At 61.5% G+C, this 19660-nt stretch carries 5 protein-coding genes; 3 read left to right on the top strand and 2 right to left on the bottom strand.

The window, feature by feature from the left end; all coding sequences use genetic code 11:
* The first annotated feature begins 9 nt into the window (after positions 1 to 9).
* Positions 10 to 882, top strand: coding sequence for a dihydropyoverdine dehydrogenase (pvdO, locus tag AACU78_RS02870; RefSeq protein ID WP_106579727.1), 873 nt, complete (start codon positions 10 to 12; stop codon positions 880 to 882).
* Between the two features lie 1423 nt (positions 883 to 2305).
* On the opposite strand, the gene AACU78_RS02865 is transcribed toward pvdO, so the two are convergent.
* Entirely contained in the window at positions 2306 to 3133 is an 828-nt protein-coding gene (locus AACU78_RS02865) for a N(5)-hydroxyornithine transformylase PvdF (RefSeq protein ID WP_106579726.1), read from the bottom strand.
* Positions 3134 to 3332: 199 nt separating this feature from the next.
* Between AACU78_RS02865 and AACU78_RS02860 the strand changes: the two genes are divergently transcribed.
* Positions 3333 to 4985: a cyclic peptide export ABC transporter gene (locus AACU78_RS02860; RefSeq protein ID WP_106579725.1), complete on the top strand. Its 1653-nt coding sequence runs from the start codon at positions 3333 to 3335 to the stop codon at positions 4983 to 4985.
* A 109-nt stretch (positions 4986 to 5094) separates the two neighbouring features.
* A complete protein-coding gene (locus tag AACU78_RS02855; RefSeq protein WP_106579724.1) occupies positions 5095 to 7536 on the top strand; it encodes a TonB-dependent siderophore receptor in 2442 nt (813 codons plus the stop codon).
* Positions 7537 to 7805: 269 nt separating this feature from the next.
* Here the strand turns inward: AACU78_RS02855 and AACU78_RS02850 are convergent, their stop codons facing one another.
* The gene (locus AACU78_RS02850) at positions 7806 to 19658 is read right to left on the bottom strand and encodes a non-ribosomal peptide synthetase (RefSeq protein ID WP_106579723.1); all 11853 of its coding nucleotides are present in this window, start codon (positions 19656 to 19658) and stop codon (positions 7806 to 7808) included.
* Between the last annotated feature and the right edge of the window lie 2 nt (positions 19659 to 19660).

Raw genomic sequence — 19660 nt, 5'->3', positions numbered from 1 at the left:
GATGCCCACATGACTCCATCCCGACTCAAACCCCTCACTGCCCTGGCGCTGACCGCCCTGTTCGGCGCGCTGTTGCCAGGCCTGGCCCAGGCCGCCACCGCGCAACCGGGCAAAGTATTCAAAGACTGCAAGGACTGCCCGGAAATGGTCGTGCTGCCGGCCGGCACCTTTACCATGGGCACCCCGGAAGACGAAGTCGGCCGCGAGCCCGACGAAGGCCCGATGCATGAGGTGACCTTCGCCAAACCCTTCGCCATGAGCCGTTTCCATATCACCGCCGGTGAATGGGACAGCTATATCCGCCAGACCGGCGTCAAGATCGCCGACGGCGACACCCGCCCAGGGCGCGAATGCATCGCCAGCAAGCCACGCTACCCACAAGGGCCGCGCCAGCCGGCGGTGTGCATGGACATGGACGACATCAAGAACTATGTGGCCTGGCTGTCGAAAAAGACCGGGCAGACGTACCAGATGGTCAGCGAAGCGCAGCGCGAATATGCGGCGCGTGCCGGCACCGCCGGACCGTTTCCGTTTCCTTTCGATGAGGGCAAGGGTTACAGCATCGCCGAACATGCCAACACCTACGGCCCGGCGGATGGCTACAGCTACTCTTCGCCGGTCGGCAGCTACCCGCCGAATGCGTTTGGCATGTACGACATGCATGGCAATGTCTATGAGCGGGTCGCCGACTGCGAGCACCCCAACTACATCGGCGCCCCCACCGACGGCAGCGCCTGGGTGGAACCTAACTGCGAGAGCTACCAGATTCGCGGCGACGACTGGGGCGAAGCGCCCGTGTTTTCGCGCTCGGGCAACCGCAACAACATCTACCCGCAAACGCGCGGCGACTGGATTGGCTTTCGGGTAGTGCGCGAGCTTTAGGCGCGGCACCGTTCACAGGTGGCAGCTGGCTTGCTTGCGAAAGCGGTATATCAGACATCCCTGTATCGACAGGGCGGCCGCCTTCGCGGGCAAGCCCGCTCCCACATTTTGCCTTGCGTCCATCAGGTAAAAATTCGCGGCAATGGTTGGGGCGGCTGCGCTTAGGGTGGTGCGCAAACACCAAGACCGCCACCATTCAAATGTGGGAGCTGGCTTGCCTGCGATAGCGGTGTGTCAGTCACCCCTGTATCGACAGGGCCGCCGCCTTCGCGGGCAAGCCCGCTCCCACATTTTGGCCTGTGTATGTCACGTAACGATTGCGGCAACGACTGGGCGCGGATGGGCTTAGGGCCATGCATGAATACCAAGACCGCCACCGCTCAAATGTGGGAGCTGGCTTGCCTGCGATAGCGGTGTGTCAGTCACCCCTGTATCGACAGGGCCACCGCCTTCGCGGGCAAGCCCGCTCCCACATTTTGGCCTGTGTATGTCAGGTAACGGTTCGCGGAATGGCTGGGAGCGGATGGGCTTAGGGCCGTGCATGAATACCAAGACCGCCACCATTCAGATGTGGGAGCTGGCTTGCCTGCGATAGCGGTGTGTCAGTCACCTCTGTATCAACAGGGCCACCGCCTTCGCGGGCAAGCCCGCTCCCACATTTTGGACTGTGTATGTCAGGTAACGATTGCGGCAACGACTGGGAGCGGATGGGCTTAGGGCCGTGCATGAATACCAAGACCGCCACCATTCAAATGTGGGAGCTGGCTTGCCTGCGATAGCGGTCTGTCAGTCACCCCGGTATCAACAGGCCCGCCGCCTTCGCGGGCAAGCCCGCTCCCACATTTTGGACTGTGTATGTCAGGTAACGATTGCGGCAACGACTGGGCGCGGATGGGCTTAGGGCGTGCATGAATACCAAGACCGCCACCATTCAAATGTGGGAGCTGGCTTGCCTGCGATAGCGGTGTGTCAGTCACCCCTTTATCGACAGGGCCGCCACCTTCGCGGGCAAGCCCGCTCCCACATTTTGCCTCGCGTACATCAGGTGAAAATTCGCGGCAATGGTTGCGGCGGCTGGGCTTAGGGTGGTGCGTAAACACCAAGACCGCCACCATTCAAATGTGGGAGCTGGCTTGCCTGCGATAGCGGTGTGTCAGTCACCCCTGTATCGACAGGGCTGCCACCTTCGCGGGCAAGCCCGCTCCCACATTTTGGCCTGTGTGTGTCAGGTAACGGTTCGCGGAATGGCTGGGAGCGGCTGGGCTTAGGGCCGCGCATGAATACCAAGACCGCCACCATTCAAATGTGGGAGCTGGCTTGCCTGCGATAGCGGTGTGTCAGTCACCCCTGTATCAACAGGGCCGCCGCCTTCGCGGGCAAGCCTGCTCACATTTTGGTGCTGTATGTACCAATAGGGCTGTGTTCAGGCCTGCTTGGCCAACAACTCCAAGCCTTCGTGCAACGCCGGGAACAGGCTGTTGTTGAAGTTGTTCCAGCGCAGCTCGAGGATGGTGTCCTCGGGCGAGATCTCGGTTTTCAGCACGTCGTGAAACACTTCACCCGAATCGATGCCGTTATCCACGTAGTGGAACGAAGCGCCGGTGAGGTACAGCGGTTCCGACGGCGTGGTGGCCTTGGTCGCCCAATCCACCACGGTTTGCCCACGCGCACCGTACAAGGCATTCCAGGTGGCGTATGCACCGCGGCGTTCGTAAGGCGATTCGATTCGGGTAATGCCTGGGTGAATGTTCATGATGCGCCGTGCAAACGGCGCATCTGGGCGCACCAGCTCATCCAGAATCACCAGCAGACCGTCCAGCACGACGATATCGGCCTTCAATTCCACCAGCGTGTCGTGCAGGCGACGCTCGAAATCCTGCTTGCCGGCAATGTGCTCGGCACTGCCGCGTGGCAGACGGCGGTAGGTGGACGGCACGCTCAATAACAAGTCGTTGACCAGCCGTCCCTGCACCTGAAGATCCGCCGGGTACAGCCACTGGCGGCCTGGTTTATAGGCAAAGCCGTAATCGCTGACCAGTTGCTGGTCGCGCGGGTTCTGCTCGTCATCGTCATACACCACGCCAACCAGGTTATAGGCCTCGCCCAACGGCGTGTCGTTCAGCGAACCCACCAGAAACTCCAGCACCGACTTCATATAGCGCTCGTGATCCTTGTAGGCCACCGGCTGCCCGGCCTTGTCGGCGGCGGCATTCCGCAGGGACCACACATACACCAGGTTCTTTTTCGTCATTGTTTCGCTCTCGCTGAATGGACTGCGCGCGGCGTCGATGCACGTGCGCCTACAGCACAAGAACGAACCAGCTGCGCGGCAATTTATGCCGCGCCACCCGCAAAGGGCACGCCGAGCTAAATACTCGCGCCGGCGCTTCGTTTGTCATGGGTAAGGGTCTGTGTGCCCAGCCCCTCTTTTCACTCTCCGGGAAGTACTTATGACCGACCCCAAACGCAGCGCCTTCAAGGGTCTGCTCGCCTTGCTCAGGCCCTTTCGTACCATCGTGACGATCTCCGTCGCACTCGGCATGGTGGGCGGCCTGGCCATTACCTTGCTGCTGGCCACCATCAATAACGCGCTGCATTCGGTCAACGGCATGACCCAAGGCGTGGTCCTGACCTTTGCGGCGCTGTGCGTACTGGCGCTGATCAGCTCGATTATTTCCGACATCGGCACCAACTATGTCGGGCAACGCATCATTGCTGCCCTGCGCAAGGATCTGGGCGAGAAAGTGCTGTCGGCACCCATCGGCCAGATCGAGCGCTACCGCTCGCACCGGCTGATCCCGGTGCTGACCCATGACGTCGACACCATCAGCGATTTTTCTTTCGCCTTCACGCCACTGGCCATCGCCGCCACGGTGACCCTCGGTTGCCTGGGCTACTTAGCCTACCTGTCGGTGCCGATGTTCCTGATGATGGTGGTGGCGATCATCATCGGCAGCGCCGTGCAATTCATTGCCGGTGGCAAAGGCATCCAGGGCTTTGACCTGGCGCGCAGCCATGAAGATGAATTGCAGCGCTACTACAACGCGATCGCTTCCGGCGCCAAGGAACTGCGCATGCACCGCCCACGGCGCTATCGCATGAATACCCATCGCATCCAGGAAACCGCCGACCGCATCAGCGATATCCAAGTGCGTTCGGTCAACATTTATATCCTCGCCAAGACGTTCGGCTCGATGCTGTTCTTCGTGGTAATCGGCCTGGCCCTGGCGATGCAGGCCTACAATCCGAACCCTGACCCGACCGTGATCACCGGCTTCGTGCTGGTGCTGCTCTACATGAAGGGCCCGCTGGAACACCTGCTGGGCTACTTGCCGGTGGTGGGCAAGGCCAAGATCGCCTTTGGCCGGATCAGCGAGCTGTCGGAGCGCTTCTCCTCCCCCGAACCGCACCTGCTGATGGATGACAGCGAAGCGCCAAAACCGGTAGTCAACAGCCTGGAACTGCGCGGCGTGAGCTACAGCCCACCGGCGATTGAAGGCAGCGAACCGTTCCACCTGGGGCCGATCAACCTGAGCATCAAGCAAGGCGATATCGTGTTTATCGTCGGCGAGAACGGCAGCGGCAAGACCACCCTGATCAAATTGCTGCTGGGCTTGTATCCGCCCCAGGCGGGCGAGATTCGCCTGAACGGCGAGGCCGTCACCGACCCCGAGCGCGATGACTATCGCCAACTCTTCACGACGATCTTCTCCGACTACTACCTCTTCGACGACCTGGTGCAGGGCAGCGCCACCCAGTCACTGGACAGCGCCGCCAAATACCTGGAACGCCTGGAAATCGCGCACAAGGTCAGCGTGAAAGACGGCGTATTCAGCACCACCGATCTTTCCACCGGCCAGCGCAAGCGCCTGGCACTGGTCAACGCCTGGCTCGAAGAACGCCCGGTGCTGGTGTTCGACGAATGGGCCGCCGACCAGGACCCGGCTTTCCGCCGGATTTTCTACACCGAGCTGCTGCCGGACCTCAAGCGCCTGGGCAAAACCATCATTGTCATCAGCCACGACGACCGCTATTTCGACATCGCCGACCAATTGGTGCGACTGCGCGCCGGCCAGGTGCTGCACGAAATGGAACCGGCCTGAAATTTATTTTCCGGTTTTTCCAAGTAGGAACGTCTCACTAGTGGTAATGAGAATAATACTCAATAGATACCTATAACTTGCCCACTTAAACATAGAAGAGAAAGCATCCATGCCAGCAAGACTCGGTCTCAGCCCCCTGAGCAAAGCGCTATCCATGCGCCGGGCCCTGAACATCAATCTTCTTCCGAGCGCCTTGGCCCTGGCGATATCGCTGCCGGTTGCAGGTTATGCACAGGCACAGGAGATCGAGCTGGATATTCCCGCACAGTCGCTGGGGAGCGCCTTGCAGGAATTTGGCCGCCAGAGCAATGTGCAAGTGCTGTACAGCCCAAGCGATGTGCAGGGCAAAAGCAGCCGTGCGGTCAAGGGCAAGATGGAGCCGCAGCGGGCCATTGATACGTTGCTGGGCGGGACTCAGACCACTCACAGCTTCAACGGCAACTCGCTGACCGTGACCGCTGCCGGTACATCCGCAACGCTGGAATTGAGCCCGACCGAGGTAACCGGCAATACCTTGGGCAACATCACCGAGGATTCCGGTTCCTATACGCCGGGCACCATTGCCACGGCAACCCGCTTGACCCTGACGCCACGGCAAACCCCGCAGTCAATCACGGTGATCACCCGCCAGCACATCGAAGACTTCGGCCTCAATAACGTCGACGACGTGATGCGTCACACGCCGGGCATCACCGTGTCAGCCTACGACAGCGACCGCACCAACTACTATTCCCGTGGTTTTTCGGTCAACAGCTTCCAGTACGACGGCATTCCGTCCACCGTGCGCAACGTTGGCTATTCGGCAGGTAACACCCTGAGCGACATGGCGATCTACGACCGCGTCGAAATTCTCAAGGGCGCCACCGGCCTGCTCAACGGTGCCGGCTCCCTGGGCGCGACCATCAACCTGATTCGCAAGAAGCCCACCTCGGAATTCAAAGGCCACGTGCAACTGGGCGCAGGTTCCTGGGACAACTACCGCAGCGAAGTGGACGTCAGCGGCCCGTTGACCGACAGCGGGAATGTCCGTGGTCGCGCAGTGGCGGCGTACCAGGACAAGAATTCCTTCATGGACCACTACTCACGCAAGACCGAAACCTACTACGGCATCACCGAATTCGACCTGTCCCCCGACACCATGCTGACCGTGGGCTTCGACTATCAGGACAGCATTCCACAAGGCACCAGTTGGTCGGGTTCCTTCCCGTTGGTGAAATACGACGGCAGCATCAACAAGATGCCGCGCTCCTACAACAACGGCACCACCTGGAGCTCATGGGAGCAAAACACCCGCACCGCCTTTGCCATGCTCGAGCATGACCTGGGCGACGGCTGGGTCACCAAGTTCCAACTCGACCATAAGATCAACAGCTACCACGCCGACCTCGGTTCGATCCAGTTCGTTGAACCACAAGCCGATGGCACAGCGTCGATCAACGGGCAGAAATACACCGGAGAAACCAAAAGCACCTCGGCCGATCTGTATGCCACCGGGCCATTCAGTCTGTTCGGTCGTGACCATGAACTGGTCGTAGGTGGCTCGATCGGCACCTCGCGCTGGCAGGGCAAAGGCTATTGGTCGCCGGACTGGCCAGGCGGCAACAAAGTGGATTTCTACAACTGGAATGGCAAGCTCGCCAAGCCAATCTACGGCCCGGTCCAACAGTACACCGACGACACCATTCGTCAAACCGGCTACTACGTGACCACACGCTTGAACGTGATGGATGACCTGAACGTGATCCTCGGTGGCCGCGTTGCCAACTACCACGTCACCGGCAACAACCCGTCCTACAAGGAAACCGGACGGTTCATCCCGTACGCGGGTGTGATCTATGACCTGAACGACAATTTCTCGGTGTACACCAGCTATACCGATATTTTCCAGCCTCAGGAAAGCACCTATAAAGATCGCAACAAAACGCTGCTGGAGCCGGACGAAGGGCAGAACTACGAGATAGGGTTAAAAGGCGAGTTCTTTGAAGGCCGTTTGAACACCAGCCTTGCGTATTTCGAGGTGCATGAGACCAATCGCGCTATTCCGGACGATGCCTACAACAACCAATCGCCTTCCCCGGAAAACTATGCGTTCAAGGGCTCCAAGGCCGTCACCAAAGGCTACGAAGCAGAGATCTCCGGTGAGTTGAGCCCAGGCTGGCAACTGCAGGGCGGTTACACCCACAAAATCGTACGCGACGAAGACGGCAAGAAAATCTCCACCTTCGAGCCAGAGCATCAGGTCAACCTGAACACCACCTACAAACTCAAGGGCGCTCTGGACAAGTTCACCGTCGGTGGCGGTGTACGCTGGCAAACCAAGGCCTGGAATGAGATCTGGAACCAGCCGCTCAATAAAAACCAGGACATCACCCAGTCGTCCTATACAGTGGTCGACCTGATGACCCGCTACCAGGTCACCAAGAACCTCTCGGCAACCGTCAACCTCAACAACGTCTTCGACACCACCTACTACACTAACGTGGGCTTTTATAACTCGGCAGCCTATGGCGAACCGCGTAACGTGATGTTCAGCACTCGCTGGGACTTCTGATTAAATGCACTGATCGCCCCAGGCGATCAACCCAACGCCCGATGAAAGCGCCGCTCTCATCGGGCTTTTTTATGCCTGTGTATTAAGGCCATGCTCGGTCAACTGTGAGAGCTGACTTGCCTGCGATGGCATCAACTGGGTGCCTGATACTCCGAGGTGCATGCATCGCAGGCAAGCCAGCTCCCACAGAAAGGCATGCCTGCCCGACCTGAAATCCAGCACAAAAAAACCCGGATCAATCATCCGGGTTGATTCGTACGTTGCCCTCCTTACTCCATGGCGGCCACCAGGCTGTTGATGAACGCGGCGCTGTCGATAATGCCGTCATGATCGGTGTCGATCATCACCGAACGCTCGATGCGCCCCTGCCCAATCACCTTCGCCATGTTCTGTTCGATCAGGTTTTTGAACTGCCCCGCGCGGCTCAACGAGGCCCACCAGCAACTGACCGGCGCCTGGATCGGCTTGAAGTCCGCCGCTTCCAGGCGTTCGCTCAACGCACGGTCAACCTCCCAGGAAATCTGCGCCTCGTTGCCACGCAGCAACTCTTCCTTGATGCTGGTAAACCCTTCACCCAAATGTTGCTCTGCCCAAGTCACGAACGCATGCCATTGCCCGTCTTCATCCGCTGCCTGACGCAGGCACTCCTGCCACGCACCCTCAATCTGCTCGGCAAACGCCGGAAACATGACCCCAAGCAACGCCGCACGGCGTTCATTGGCGGATGCCTCGCGCCCCTCCTCGATGATCACCGCGTCCCAATACGGCTTGAGCCACTGCGGCGGCGCCGAATCGATCCAGCCGACAAACTCCACCTCACGCCCTGCTTGCTCCAGCGCGTAGGCGACTTCCATCGCCAGGTTGCCGCCCAGCGACCAACCGGCCAGGCGATAGGCACCCTGTGGCTGTGCTGCCAATAATTGCGCGGCGTAATCGTCAACCATCGCCTGCCACTCAGGCACCGACGCACCCTCTTCCACCAGCGCACGGCAGATCACCCCGTACACCGGGCGTTGCTCGCGCAGCGCCAGGGCAATCGCGGTGTAGCAATGCACTGAACCAAAACTTGGGTGGAACATGAACAGCGGCGTACCCTGGGTCTGGCTGTTGAGCTTGACGATCAACTCGCTGCGCGCATCGCCCTGCAGGAAATTAACCTGCCCGCGCACAGTTGGGTTGAGCATCAATTGGCTGACAGACAGGTTGACCCCGCTGACCTGCCGGATGCGTTCCTTGAGCAACAGCACGCGCAAGGAGTGGCCGCCCAACTCGAAGAAGTTGTCATTCAACCCCACCCGCTCAACACCCAGCACCTCGCTCCAGATCGCTGCTACCTGTTGCTCAATCTCGCTGTGCGGCGCCTGGTATTGCTCTGCGCCGTTGGCTTCAGGCTTGGGCAGCGCCTTGCGATCCAGTTTGCCATTCGGGCTCAGCGGCATCTGCTCAAGCACGACCCACTGCGCGGGTACCATGTAGTCCGGCAAGTGCGCAGACAAGTGCGTGCCGACCACGGTTTTCCAATCCTCACTCGGCGCCTGCAATACCACGTAACCCACCAAATGCGTGCCGTCCACGGCCAGCACGGCCGCTTCACGCACGCACTCATGCTCCAGCAGACGCGCCTCGATTTCACCCAACTCGATGCGCAGCCCACGCAGTTTGACCTGATGGTCGATGCGGCCCGCGTACTCGATCACACCGTCGTCGCGATAGCGCGCCAGGTCGCCAGTGCGGTACAGCCGCTCTCCACTGCCGAAGGGGTCAGTCACAAAACGTTCAGCGGTCAACGCCGGCCGACGGTGATAACCCCGCGCCAGGCCAATACCGCCCAGGTACAACTCGCCCAACACGCCCACCGGCGCCGGCTCCAGGTTGCTGTCCAGCACGTAGCAGCCCAGGTTGGCGATGGGCCGGCCAATCGGCACGGCATCACTGCCTTCCTCGACACAGGTCCAGTGGGTCACATCAATCGCGGCTTCCGTCGGCCCGTACAGGTTGTACAACCGGGCAGCGGGCAGCTTGGCAAAAACCTGTTGTTGCGCATCGACCGGCAATGCTTCGCCGCTGCACACAATGCGTTGCAGGCTCTGGCAAGAGCCGACCGCCGTGTCCTGCAAGAAGGCTTGCAGCATGGACGGCACAAAGTGCAGCGTGGTGACCTGCTCGTCGTTGATCAAGCTGACCAACCGGGCCGGATCGCGATGATCCCCCGGTGCCGCCACCACCAGGCGCGCGCCGGTCATCAGTGGCCAGAAGAACTCCCACACCGACACGTCAAAACTGAACGGGGTTTTCTGCAGCACCGTATCGCCGCCATCCAGGCTGTATGCCTGCTGCATCCAGCAGAGTCGATTGGTCAGTGCCGAATGCCGATTGCCAGCGCCCTTGGGCTGCCCGGTCGAGCCCGAGGTGTAGATCACATACGCCAGGTTCTCGCCATCCACTGCGACATCAGGATTGTGCTCGCTGTAACCTTCAAGCCATGCTTCGCCGGTCTCCAGCACCAGGCTTTGCACGCCTGTCGGGAGCGGCAGTTGCGCCAACAAATGTGCCTGGGTCAGCAGCAGATTCACGCCGCTGTCTTGCAGCATGTAGCTGAGTCGGTCACGCGGGTATTCCGGGTCCAGCGGCACATAGGCGCCACCGGCCTTGAGCACGGCCAACAGGCCGACAACCATCTCGATTGACCGCTCCACCGCCAGCCCCACCAGCACGTCCGGCCCGACACCTGCCGCCATCAAGCGATGCGCCAGGCGGTTGGCACGACGGTTAAGTTCGGCGTAGCTCAACTGCTGCCCGGCAAAGGCCAGGGCCGGGGCGTGCGGCGTACGTAGCACCTGGGCCTCAATCAACTGATGCACGCCCTGATGCAGCGGGTAAGTCTGAGCCGTGGCGTTCCAGGCCAGCAACGTCTCACGCTCGGCCTGGGTCACGGACGGCAGTGCGGCCAGGCGTTGGTCGGCATCGACGATCAAGGCGTTCAATAACTGCTGAAAGTGCTCGGCCAAGCGCTGGATATGTGCGGCGCTGAAGGCCTGACGGTCATAGTTGAACTCAAGCCCGAGGCTGTCGCCCATGCCCAGCAGCACGGTCAACGGATAGTGCGTCTGCTCCAGGCTGTGCACCGCACCAAAGCGCAGGCCCGACGGCGCGCCTTGCTCCAACGCCTCGGAAACCGGGTAGTTCTCGAATACCAGGATGCTGTCGAACAGCGCCTCGCCACCCAACCCGGCCCAGCGCTGGATCTCGAACAGCGGCGTGTGTTCCTGCTCGCGCAAGCGCACGTTCTGCGCCTGGATCTGTTGCAGCCACTGGCTGACCGACAGCTGCGCTTCAGGTGTGGCCACCACGGGCAGCGTGTTGATGAACAAACCGACTTGCTGCTCGATACCGCGCAGTTCGGCCGGGCGACCCGCCACGGTGGCGCCGAAGGCCACGGTCGCCTGCCCTGTGTGATGTTGCAGCAGCAATAACCAGGCAGCTTGCACCAAGGTATTGAGGGTAACCTTGTTGCTTTGCGCGAACGCTTTGAGGCGTTCGGTGTGAGCGGCGTCAAAGCTCAGGCGATGTTCACCATTGGCCGCCACTGCAGCAGGCTCATCGCTCGACAGCCCAGGTGCCAGACGCGTAGGCGCCTGCAGATTAACCAGTTGAGCTTTCCAGAAGGCTTCACTGACGGCCTTGTCCTGCGCCTGCAACCAGGCAATGTAGTCGCGGTAACGCCCGGTCGGTGCAGACAGCGGCTCGCCGGCATAGTGTTGCAACACCTCACCAAACAGCTGCGAACCACTCCAGCCATCCATCAGGATGTGGTGATTGGTGTAGATCAAGTGGTAACTCGACGCACCCGTGCGTATCACCGACAGGCTCAACAGCGGCGCCTGCTCCACTACAAATCCCTGGGCGCGTGCCGATTCGGCCAGGTTGTCGAGTGCCGTAGGGCAATCGGCGCGGTCCTGCCAATCAAGCACCTCAAGCGGCATTCGTCGCTGCTTGTAGACCACCTGCAACGGTTGCTCCACATCGGTCTGCCAGAGGAAGCCGCTGCGCAGGATTTCATGCCGGTCAACTGCCGCCTGCCAGGCCTGGCGGAAGCGCGGTACATCCAAACCGTCCACATCGATGCGCATCTGGTTGATGTAATCGCCCGACCCTTCGCCATACAACGACTGGAACAACATACCTTGCTGCATCGGCGACAATGGGTACAGGTCTTCAACCTCAGATACGGCAAGCGGCAACGCATCCAGTTGAACTTGCGACAGGCGCGCCAGCGGGAAGTCCGACGGCGTCACGCCCTGATTGGCCGCAGCACAGCAGTGTTCGATCAAGGCTTTGAGTTCCAACGCGTACTCATCAGCCAGCTGTTGCACGGTTGCTTGGGCGAACATGGCCTGGCTGAAACTCCAGTTCAACTTCAGCTCGCCGCCGTACACCTGGCCATTGATTTCCAACCAGTTGCCCAGCGGCGCATCAAGGCTTTGTTCGGCGCCACTGGCGTCACCGGAAGGTGCGAACAGGCCCTCCTGTTCGCCGCTCTCGAAGCTGGCGTCGAACTGTCCCAGGTAATTGAACGTGATACGCGGGCGCGGCAAACCCGCCAATGCCTGTTGCGCCTCGGCACTGCCCAGGTAACGCAAGGCGCCAAAGCCCAGGCCTTTGTCCGGTACCGCGCGCAGCTGTTCCTTGATCTGCTTGAGCGAACCCGCCAGGGAGTCGGTCGGTGCCAATTGCAATGGATAAAGGCTGGTAAACCACCCGACGGTGCGAGTCAGGTCGATCTCGTCGAACAGGTCCTCACGGCCGTGGCCTTCCAGGCGGATCAGCATCGACGCATCACCGGTCCAGCGCACAATAACGCGCGCCAACGCGGTCAGCAGCACGTCATTGATCTGGGTCCGGTAGGCACTTGGAGCGTCTTGCAACAAGCGCCGGGTAAACCCTTGATCCAAGTGCGTCGTCACGCTCAGGGCATGCCGGTTACTGACACTGGCCTGCGGGTCAGCGCCCGGCAAACCAGTGCGGCTGCCCTGCAACTGCGACTGCCACCACGCCAACTCCTCGGCCAGCGCCGCAGTGCCGGCGTACGCTTGCAAACGCTCGGCCCACGCGCGGGTGGAACTGGTCTTGCCCGGCAGCACCACGCTGACGCCTTCGATCAGTTGGCGGTAAGCGGTTTGCAGGTCTTCCAACAGGATGCGCCAGGACACACCGTCCACCACCAAGTGATGGATCACCAACAATAAGCGTTGCGAGCCGTCGGCCATGCCCACCAGCACTGCGCGCAGCAACGGGCCTTGGCTCAGGTCTAGGCTGCGCTGGGCTTCTTCGCCCAGGGCCTCAAGCTCCTCAGCGGTGTTCAGCGTGGTCTGCCACAGCACCTGTTCGGCCTGATGCTGCTGTGCAGTTCGATACACCGCATGCCAGCCGTCTGCACCTTGGACAAACCTGGTGCGCAGGGCGTCGTGATGCACGATCAACGCCTCAAGTGCTGCCAACAGCAAAGGCACCTCCAACCGTTGGTGCGGCTGCAGCACCACCGACTGGTTCCAGTGCTCGCGCTGCGGGATGTCATCGGCAAAAAACGCGTGCTGGATCGGCAGCAACAATAACTCGCCGGTCAGCGCCGACTGATCCAGCACCACTGCGCCCTCACCCTCCCGGGCGACGGCCGCCAGGCTCTGCACCGTCTGGTGCTGGAACAGGTCCTTGGGCGTGAAGCGCACACCCGCTTGGCGGGCGCGGCTGACCACCTGGATCGAAATGATCGAGTCGCCGCCCAGTTCGAAGAAGTTGTCATGCAAGCCCACGCGCGGCAGGCGCAGCACGTCGGACCAGATCGCAGCGATTTTCTGCTCCAGGTCACTCTGTGGCGCGACATACACTTGCTGCATCTGGCTCACGTCCGGCAACGGCAAGCCTTTGCGGTCCAGCTTGCCATTGGGGGTCAGCGGCATGCGTGGCAGGAACATCAGGTGCGTGGGCACCATGTAATCCGGCAGGCGGGCTTTCAAGGCGCGGCGCAGCGCTTCGCGGCCATTCGATTGCGCCACGGCGTCGTCGATCAGCGCCGGGTCCGACGACACCACATAGGCAACCAATTGCTTGCCGGATGGGCCCTCCTGAGCCACCACCACGGTTTCACCGACACTGTCCTGCTCGCGCAGACGGGCTTCAATTTCACCCAATTCGATACGGAAACCACGGATCTTCACCTGATGGTCGACACGGCCCAGGTAGTCCACCACGCCATCCGGGCGACCACGGGTCAAGTCGCCGCTGCGGTACACACGGCTGCCGGGTTTGCCGAACGGGTCCGGTACGAAACGCTCGGCGGTCAGTGCCGGGCGCTCCAGGTAACCTCGGGCGACGCCTTCGCCGCCGAGGTACAGCTCACCCGCGACGCCGATGGGTTGCAGGTTGAGCTGCGCGTCCAATACATAACCGCTGCGGTTGCCCAACAACGTACCAATCGGTGCGTAGACGGCGCCGCAAGGGTCACCCCTGCGGGCCTTCCACAGCAGCGGCGTCACCACGGTTTCGGTCGGGCCGTAGCCATTGAACAAGTAGGTGGGTTTCAGTGCACGCCAGGCCAGGTCATAGCTGGCCTGCGCCACCGCGTCACCGCCAAAGCAATAGACGCGCACTGCGGGTGGGTTGCCGTCGCGCTCGGCGTGCTCGGCCAGTTGCTGCAGATAAACGGGCGGGAACACGGCCATCGTCACGTTGTGGCGATGCATTTGGGCGTAGGTGTATTCCGGCAGCCACAGGCTGTCGTCGCGAATCAGTACGCTGGCGCCGTTGATCAGCGGGTGCATCCAGCCTTCGTGGGAGCCATCGAAGGCAAACGACATGAAGTGCAGTTCGCAATCCGCCGGGCTGGTTTCGTAGCGCTCGCCGGTCGCAATGATATGCGCCACCAACGGACCGTGGGACACCGCCACGCCCTTCGGCATGCCGGTGGAACCGGAGGTATAAATCACGTAGGCCAGATTGTCGCCGTCCAGTACAACCTGTGGAGCGCTGTCGTCAGCGTCGGCCCAGGCTTCGGTCTGATCAACGGCAAGTGCTTCCAGGCCTTCGGGAATCGGCAATCGCTGCTGCACCGCCGAATGCGTCAGCAACAGTTTGGCGCGGCTGTCTTGCATCATGTACAACAGGCGATCGCGCGGGTATTCCACGTCCAACGGTACGTAGACGCCACCGGATTTCATCACCGCCAGAAACGCCACCATGATCTCGGCACTGCGCGGCATGGCGATGGCCACGCGCACTTCCGGCCCCACACCTCGGGCGATCAACGCATGCGCCAGGCGATTGGCCTGGCCATCGAGTTCACCATACGTCAGGGTCTGCAAATCGAATTTCACGGCCACGGCATTCGGGTTTTCCCGCGCACGGTCGGCGACCAATTCGTGTACCAGGCGTTTGGCCGAGAAGCCCGAATCGGCGCAGTTCCACAGGTGCAGAATCTGTCGCTGCTCGGCACTGTCCAACAGCGGCAATTGGCTGAGGCTTTGCTGCGGGTTGGCGACCATGCCCTGCAACAGGTTCTGCCAATGGCGAGCCATACGTTGCACGGTGCCGGCCTCAAACAAATCCTGGGCATACCCCAGTGTGGCCCAGATACCCTCGTTGGATTCCTGAATATCCAGGTCCAGATCGAAGTGCGCGGTCTTGCTCTCCCAGTCCAGTCCTTCTACCCGCAACTGCGGCAGTTGGTGCTGGACCTGGGCCTGGCCAACATCGGTCTGGTGGTTGAACATCACCTGGAACAACGGGTTGTGGCTCAGGCTGCGCTCCGGTTGCAAGGCTTCGACCAGTTGCTCGAACGGCAGGTCCTGATGCGCCTGGGCATCCAGCGCGCGCTGGCGCGTGTGCTGCAATAACTGCTCGACGCTCATCTGGCCATGCAGGTCGGCCTTGAGCACTTGCGTGTTAACAAAGAAGCCAATCAGGCGCTCGGTCTCGCTGCGATTGCGGTTGGCAATCGGCACGCCGACGCGGATTTCTTCCTGGCCACTGTAGCGGTGCAGCAAGGTCTGGAACGACGCCAGCAACAGCATGAACAGCGTCACACCTTGCTGCTGGGCCAATGCCTTGAGGTCATGGGCCAGTGTCGGCGCCAGCTCGATAGGCAGGCGTGCGCCACGATGGCTCTGCACGGCCGGGCGTGGGTGGTCGAAGGGCAACTCCAGCACACTCTGCTCACCGCCCAGTACCTCGCGCCAGTACGCCAGTTGGCGCGCTTTCTCCCCCGCGTCCATCCAGTTGCGTTGCCACACGGCGTAGTCAGCGTACTGAATCGGCAACGCCGGCAATTGCACGCCCTGCCCTTGGCTGTATGCGGCGTAAAGTTGTACCAGTTCCTCCACCACCCGCTGCATCGACCAACCATCGGACACGATGTGATGCTGAACCAGCACCAGCACATGTTCGTCAGCAGCCAGACGCAGCAGCGTCACGCGCAGCAACGGCCCCTGCTGCAGGTCGAACGGCTGGGCGATTTCAGCTTCTACGCGCGCCTTGAGTTGAGCTTCCTCGACGTCGCCGCACACGATCTGCACCGACGCCAGCGGGTCAATCACCTGCACTGCGCCGTCGTGGGTCTGGCGCACATGCGTGCGCAGGCTTTCATGCCGTGCCAGCAACGTGTCGAAACTGCGCTGCAGCGCCGCCGTGTCCAACTGCCCTTTCAAGCGCAAAGCGCTGGGCACGTGATACGCAGCGCTTTGCGGCTCCAGCTGCCAGAGGAACCACTGACGCTCCTGGGCATACGATAAAGGCAGCGGCTGATCACGCCCCACCGGCACCAACGCCGGCGCCTTTGGCGCGTTCGGGGAATGGGCTTCAATAGCGGCGACAAAACCGTCCAGGCGCGGCTGCTCGAACAGAGCCTTGAGCGGCACTTCCAGGTTCAGCGCCTGCCGAAGGCGCGAGACCACCTGCATCGCCAGTAACGAATGCCCGCCCAGCTCGAAGAAGTGCTGAGTCAGCCCGACCCGCTCGGTGCCGAGGATGTCGGCCCAGATCGCCGCAACCTGCTGTTGCAGGGCGGTAACCGGCGCTTGCCAATCGGCTTGCGCCGACGTGGCATCGGGTTTGGGCAAGGCCTGGCGGTCCAGCTTGCCATTGGGGTTCAACGGCATGCGCGCGAGGAAGATCAGGTGCGCCGGCACCATGTAATCCGGCAATTGCTCGCGCAGGCTGGCCTTGAGTTGCTCACCGGCAGCCAACTGTTCTTGCTCGGCCAGCGGTTGCGTCGGCACCACATAGGCCAGCAGCTGATTGTCAGCCGCCAGCAACAGCGTTTCGCGCACGCCTGCCTGGGCCAGCAGCAACGCCTCGATCTCACCCAGCTCGATACGGAAACCACGGATTTTTACTTGATGGTCAACCCGCCCCACGTACTCGATCACCCCATCGGCGCGACAGCGTGCCAGGTCACCGGTGCGGTACAGACGCTGGCCCGAGCGGCCGAATGGGTCGGCCACAAAACGTTCTGCGGTCAGCGCAGGTTGCTGCAGATAAGCACGCGCCAGGCCGCTTTCACTGGCGATATACAGCTCACCCACGGCACCGGCCGGCAGCAGGTTCAAATCGCGATCGAGCACATACAGACCACGCCCCGCCAGCGCGTGGCCGATAGGGCTGGCGCTGGCACCGATCACGGTGGTGGCGTCGCTGCAGTCCAACACACTGGACACTACGGTCGCCTCGGTAGGCCCGTAAGTATTGAGCAGGCGTACATGCCCAAGCCCCGCGTGACGCCACAGCGCCGGGCCGTCCAACGGCATGGCTTCGCCGCCGATATGCACCTGGCGCAACGCGCCGTAAGCGCGCGAGCCGGCCACCAGGCAATCCTGCAAGAACAGTTTCCAGTAGGCCGTGGGCAAGTCGGCCAGGGTGATGCCCTGAGCGATAATCTGCCGGTACAGCTCGGCGCCGTCCCACAGCTGCGGGCCACGCAAAACCACGGTGGCTCCGAGGGTCAGCGCCGGGTACAACTGCTCGACGAAACCGTCGAAGTTCAGGGTCGCGAACTGCAATACCCGGTCATCCGGGGTCAGGCACGAGTAGTCGGCGGCCATGCGCGCGAACTCACTCAAGGCGCCATGGTCGATGGCCACGCCTTTGGGTTTACCGGTAGAGCCCGAGGTGTAAATAACGTACGCCAGGCTGCGCGACTCGAAGTCGAGCCCCGGGTTGTACTCGGCGCACTGCGCCAGTTGCGGATCAGCCAAATCGATGTCCAGGGCCAACAGCTGCTCAGGCAACGGCAGGCGTTCACGCAGTGACGACTGGGTCAACACCAGGCGTACGCCGCTGTCTTCGAGCATCTGTGCCAGGCGCTCACGCGGGTATTGAGGGTCGAGAGGCACGTAGGCGCCGCCTGCCTTGAGCACCGCCAGCAGGCTCACCACCATGGCAAACGAGCGCTCCACAGCAATGCCCACCAGCACGTCCGGCCCGACGCCCTGGGCGATCAAGTAGTGGGCCAGGCGGTTGGCCTGACGGTTCAATTGGCCATAGCTGATGGCCTGCTCATCCAGCGCCAACGCCTGACGCTCAGGATTCTGCTGGGCCTGAGCCTCAAACAACTGATGCACCGCGTGCAGTTCGATACCGGTAGCCGGCGCGTTCCAATCCTCAAGGACCACCGCGTGTTCGGCCGCGCCGAGCATCACGACATCACTGAGGCGGCTGTGAGGTGCACTCACCACCGCGCTCAGCAGGTTCTGCCAGTGCTGAGCCAGACGCTCTATCGTTGCAGCGTTGAACAGGTCGGTGGCGTAGGTCAGTGCCGCCCAAATGCCTTCTGCGGATTCGTGGGTGTCCAGGCTCAGATCGAAGTGCGTGGTCTGGCTGTCCCAGTCCAATTCCGAGACGCGCAGACCGGATAATTGCCGGCCCTCGCGACCGCCCTGGGCGTCGGTCTGGTGGTTGAACATCACCTGGAACAATGGGTTGTGGCTCAGGCTGCGCTCGGGCTGCAACGCCACCACCAGTTGTTCGAAAGGCAGGTCCTGATGCGCCTGGGCTTCCAGCGAGCGACGCTTGGTCTGTTGCAGCAGTTCGACGAAACTCATCTGCCCGTCAAGGTCGGCTTTGAGCACCTGGGTGTTGACGAAAAAGCCGATCAGCCGCTCGGTCTCGACACGGTTGCGGTTGGCAATCGGCACGCCGACGCGGATATCCGACTGCCCGCTGTAGCGATAGAGCAAGGTCTGGAACGCAGCCAGCAACAACATGAACGGGGTCGCGCCCTCTTGCTGCGCAAGGCGCTTGATACCGCTGACCAATGCCGGTGGCAAATCTACCTGCAAGCTGGCGCCGCGATGGCTTTGTTGCGCCGGTCGCGGGTGGTCGAGGGGCAATTCCAGCACGGGTTGCTCGCCGCCCAGCAGTGCCTGCCAGTAAGCCAATTGACGGGCTTTCTCCCCCGCTTCCATCCAGCCGCGCTGCCACAGGGCGTAGTCAGCATACTGGATCGGCAGGTCCGGCAATTTCAGGGTTAGGCCCTGGCTGCAGGCGGCATAGAGCTGCACGAGCTCATCGACCATGACCTGCATCGACCAGCCATCGGAAATGATGTGGTGCTGCACCATCACCAGCACATGCTCATCGTCGGCCAGTTGCAGCAGCGTCACGCGCAACAACGGTGCCTGGAGCAGATCGAAAGGACGCGCGACCTCAGCTTCCACCTGCGCCATCACGTGCTGTTCGTCTGTACGCACCTGCACGATTTCAACGCGAGCCTCAGGCATCACGGCCTGCAACAACTGCTCACCGTCCTGCACCAAGCGGGTACGCAGGCTTTCGTGGCGCGCCACCAAACGGTCGAAACTGTGTTGCAGCGCCACCAGGTCCAACTGGCCTTGCAGGCGCAGCGCGCCAGGGATGTGATAGGTGGCGCTGTCAGGGTCCAACTGCCAGAGGAACCACTGGCGTTCCTGAGCGTAAGACAAGGGCAGTGCCTGGACCTCGTGGCGGGTCGGGGCAATCGGCAGTTGCGCGAAGCTCATGCCACGCGCTTGCAGGCGCTGATAAAACTGCTGACGTTGTTCAAGCGGCAGGCGAAGAAAGCGCGAGACCAGATCGATATTAGGGTTGGAAAGCATGG

The organism is Pseudomonas sp. R9.37, assembly GCF_963878885.1.
GTDB lineage: Bacteria > Pseudomonadota > Gammaproteobacteria > Pseudomonadales > Pseudomonadaceae > Aquipseudomonas.
The sequence above is the reverse complement of the archived record's forward strand: the minus strand, read 5'-3'. Positions and strand labels throughout refer to the sequence as shown.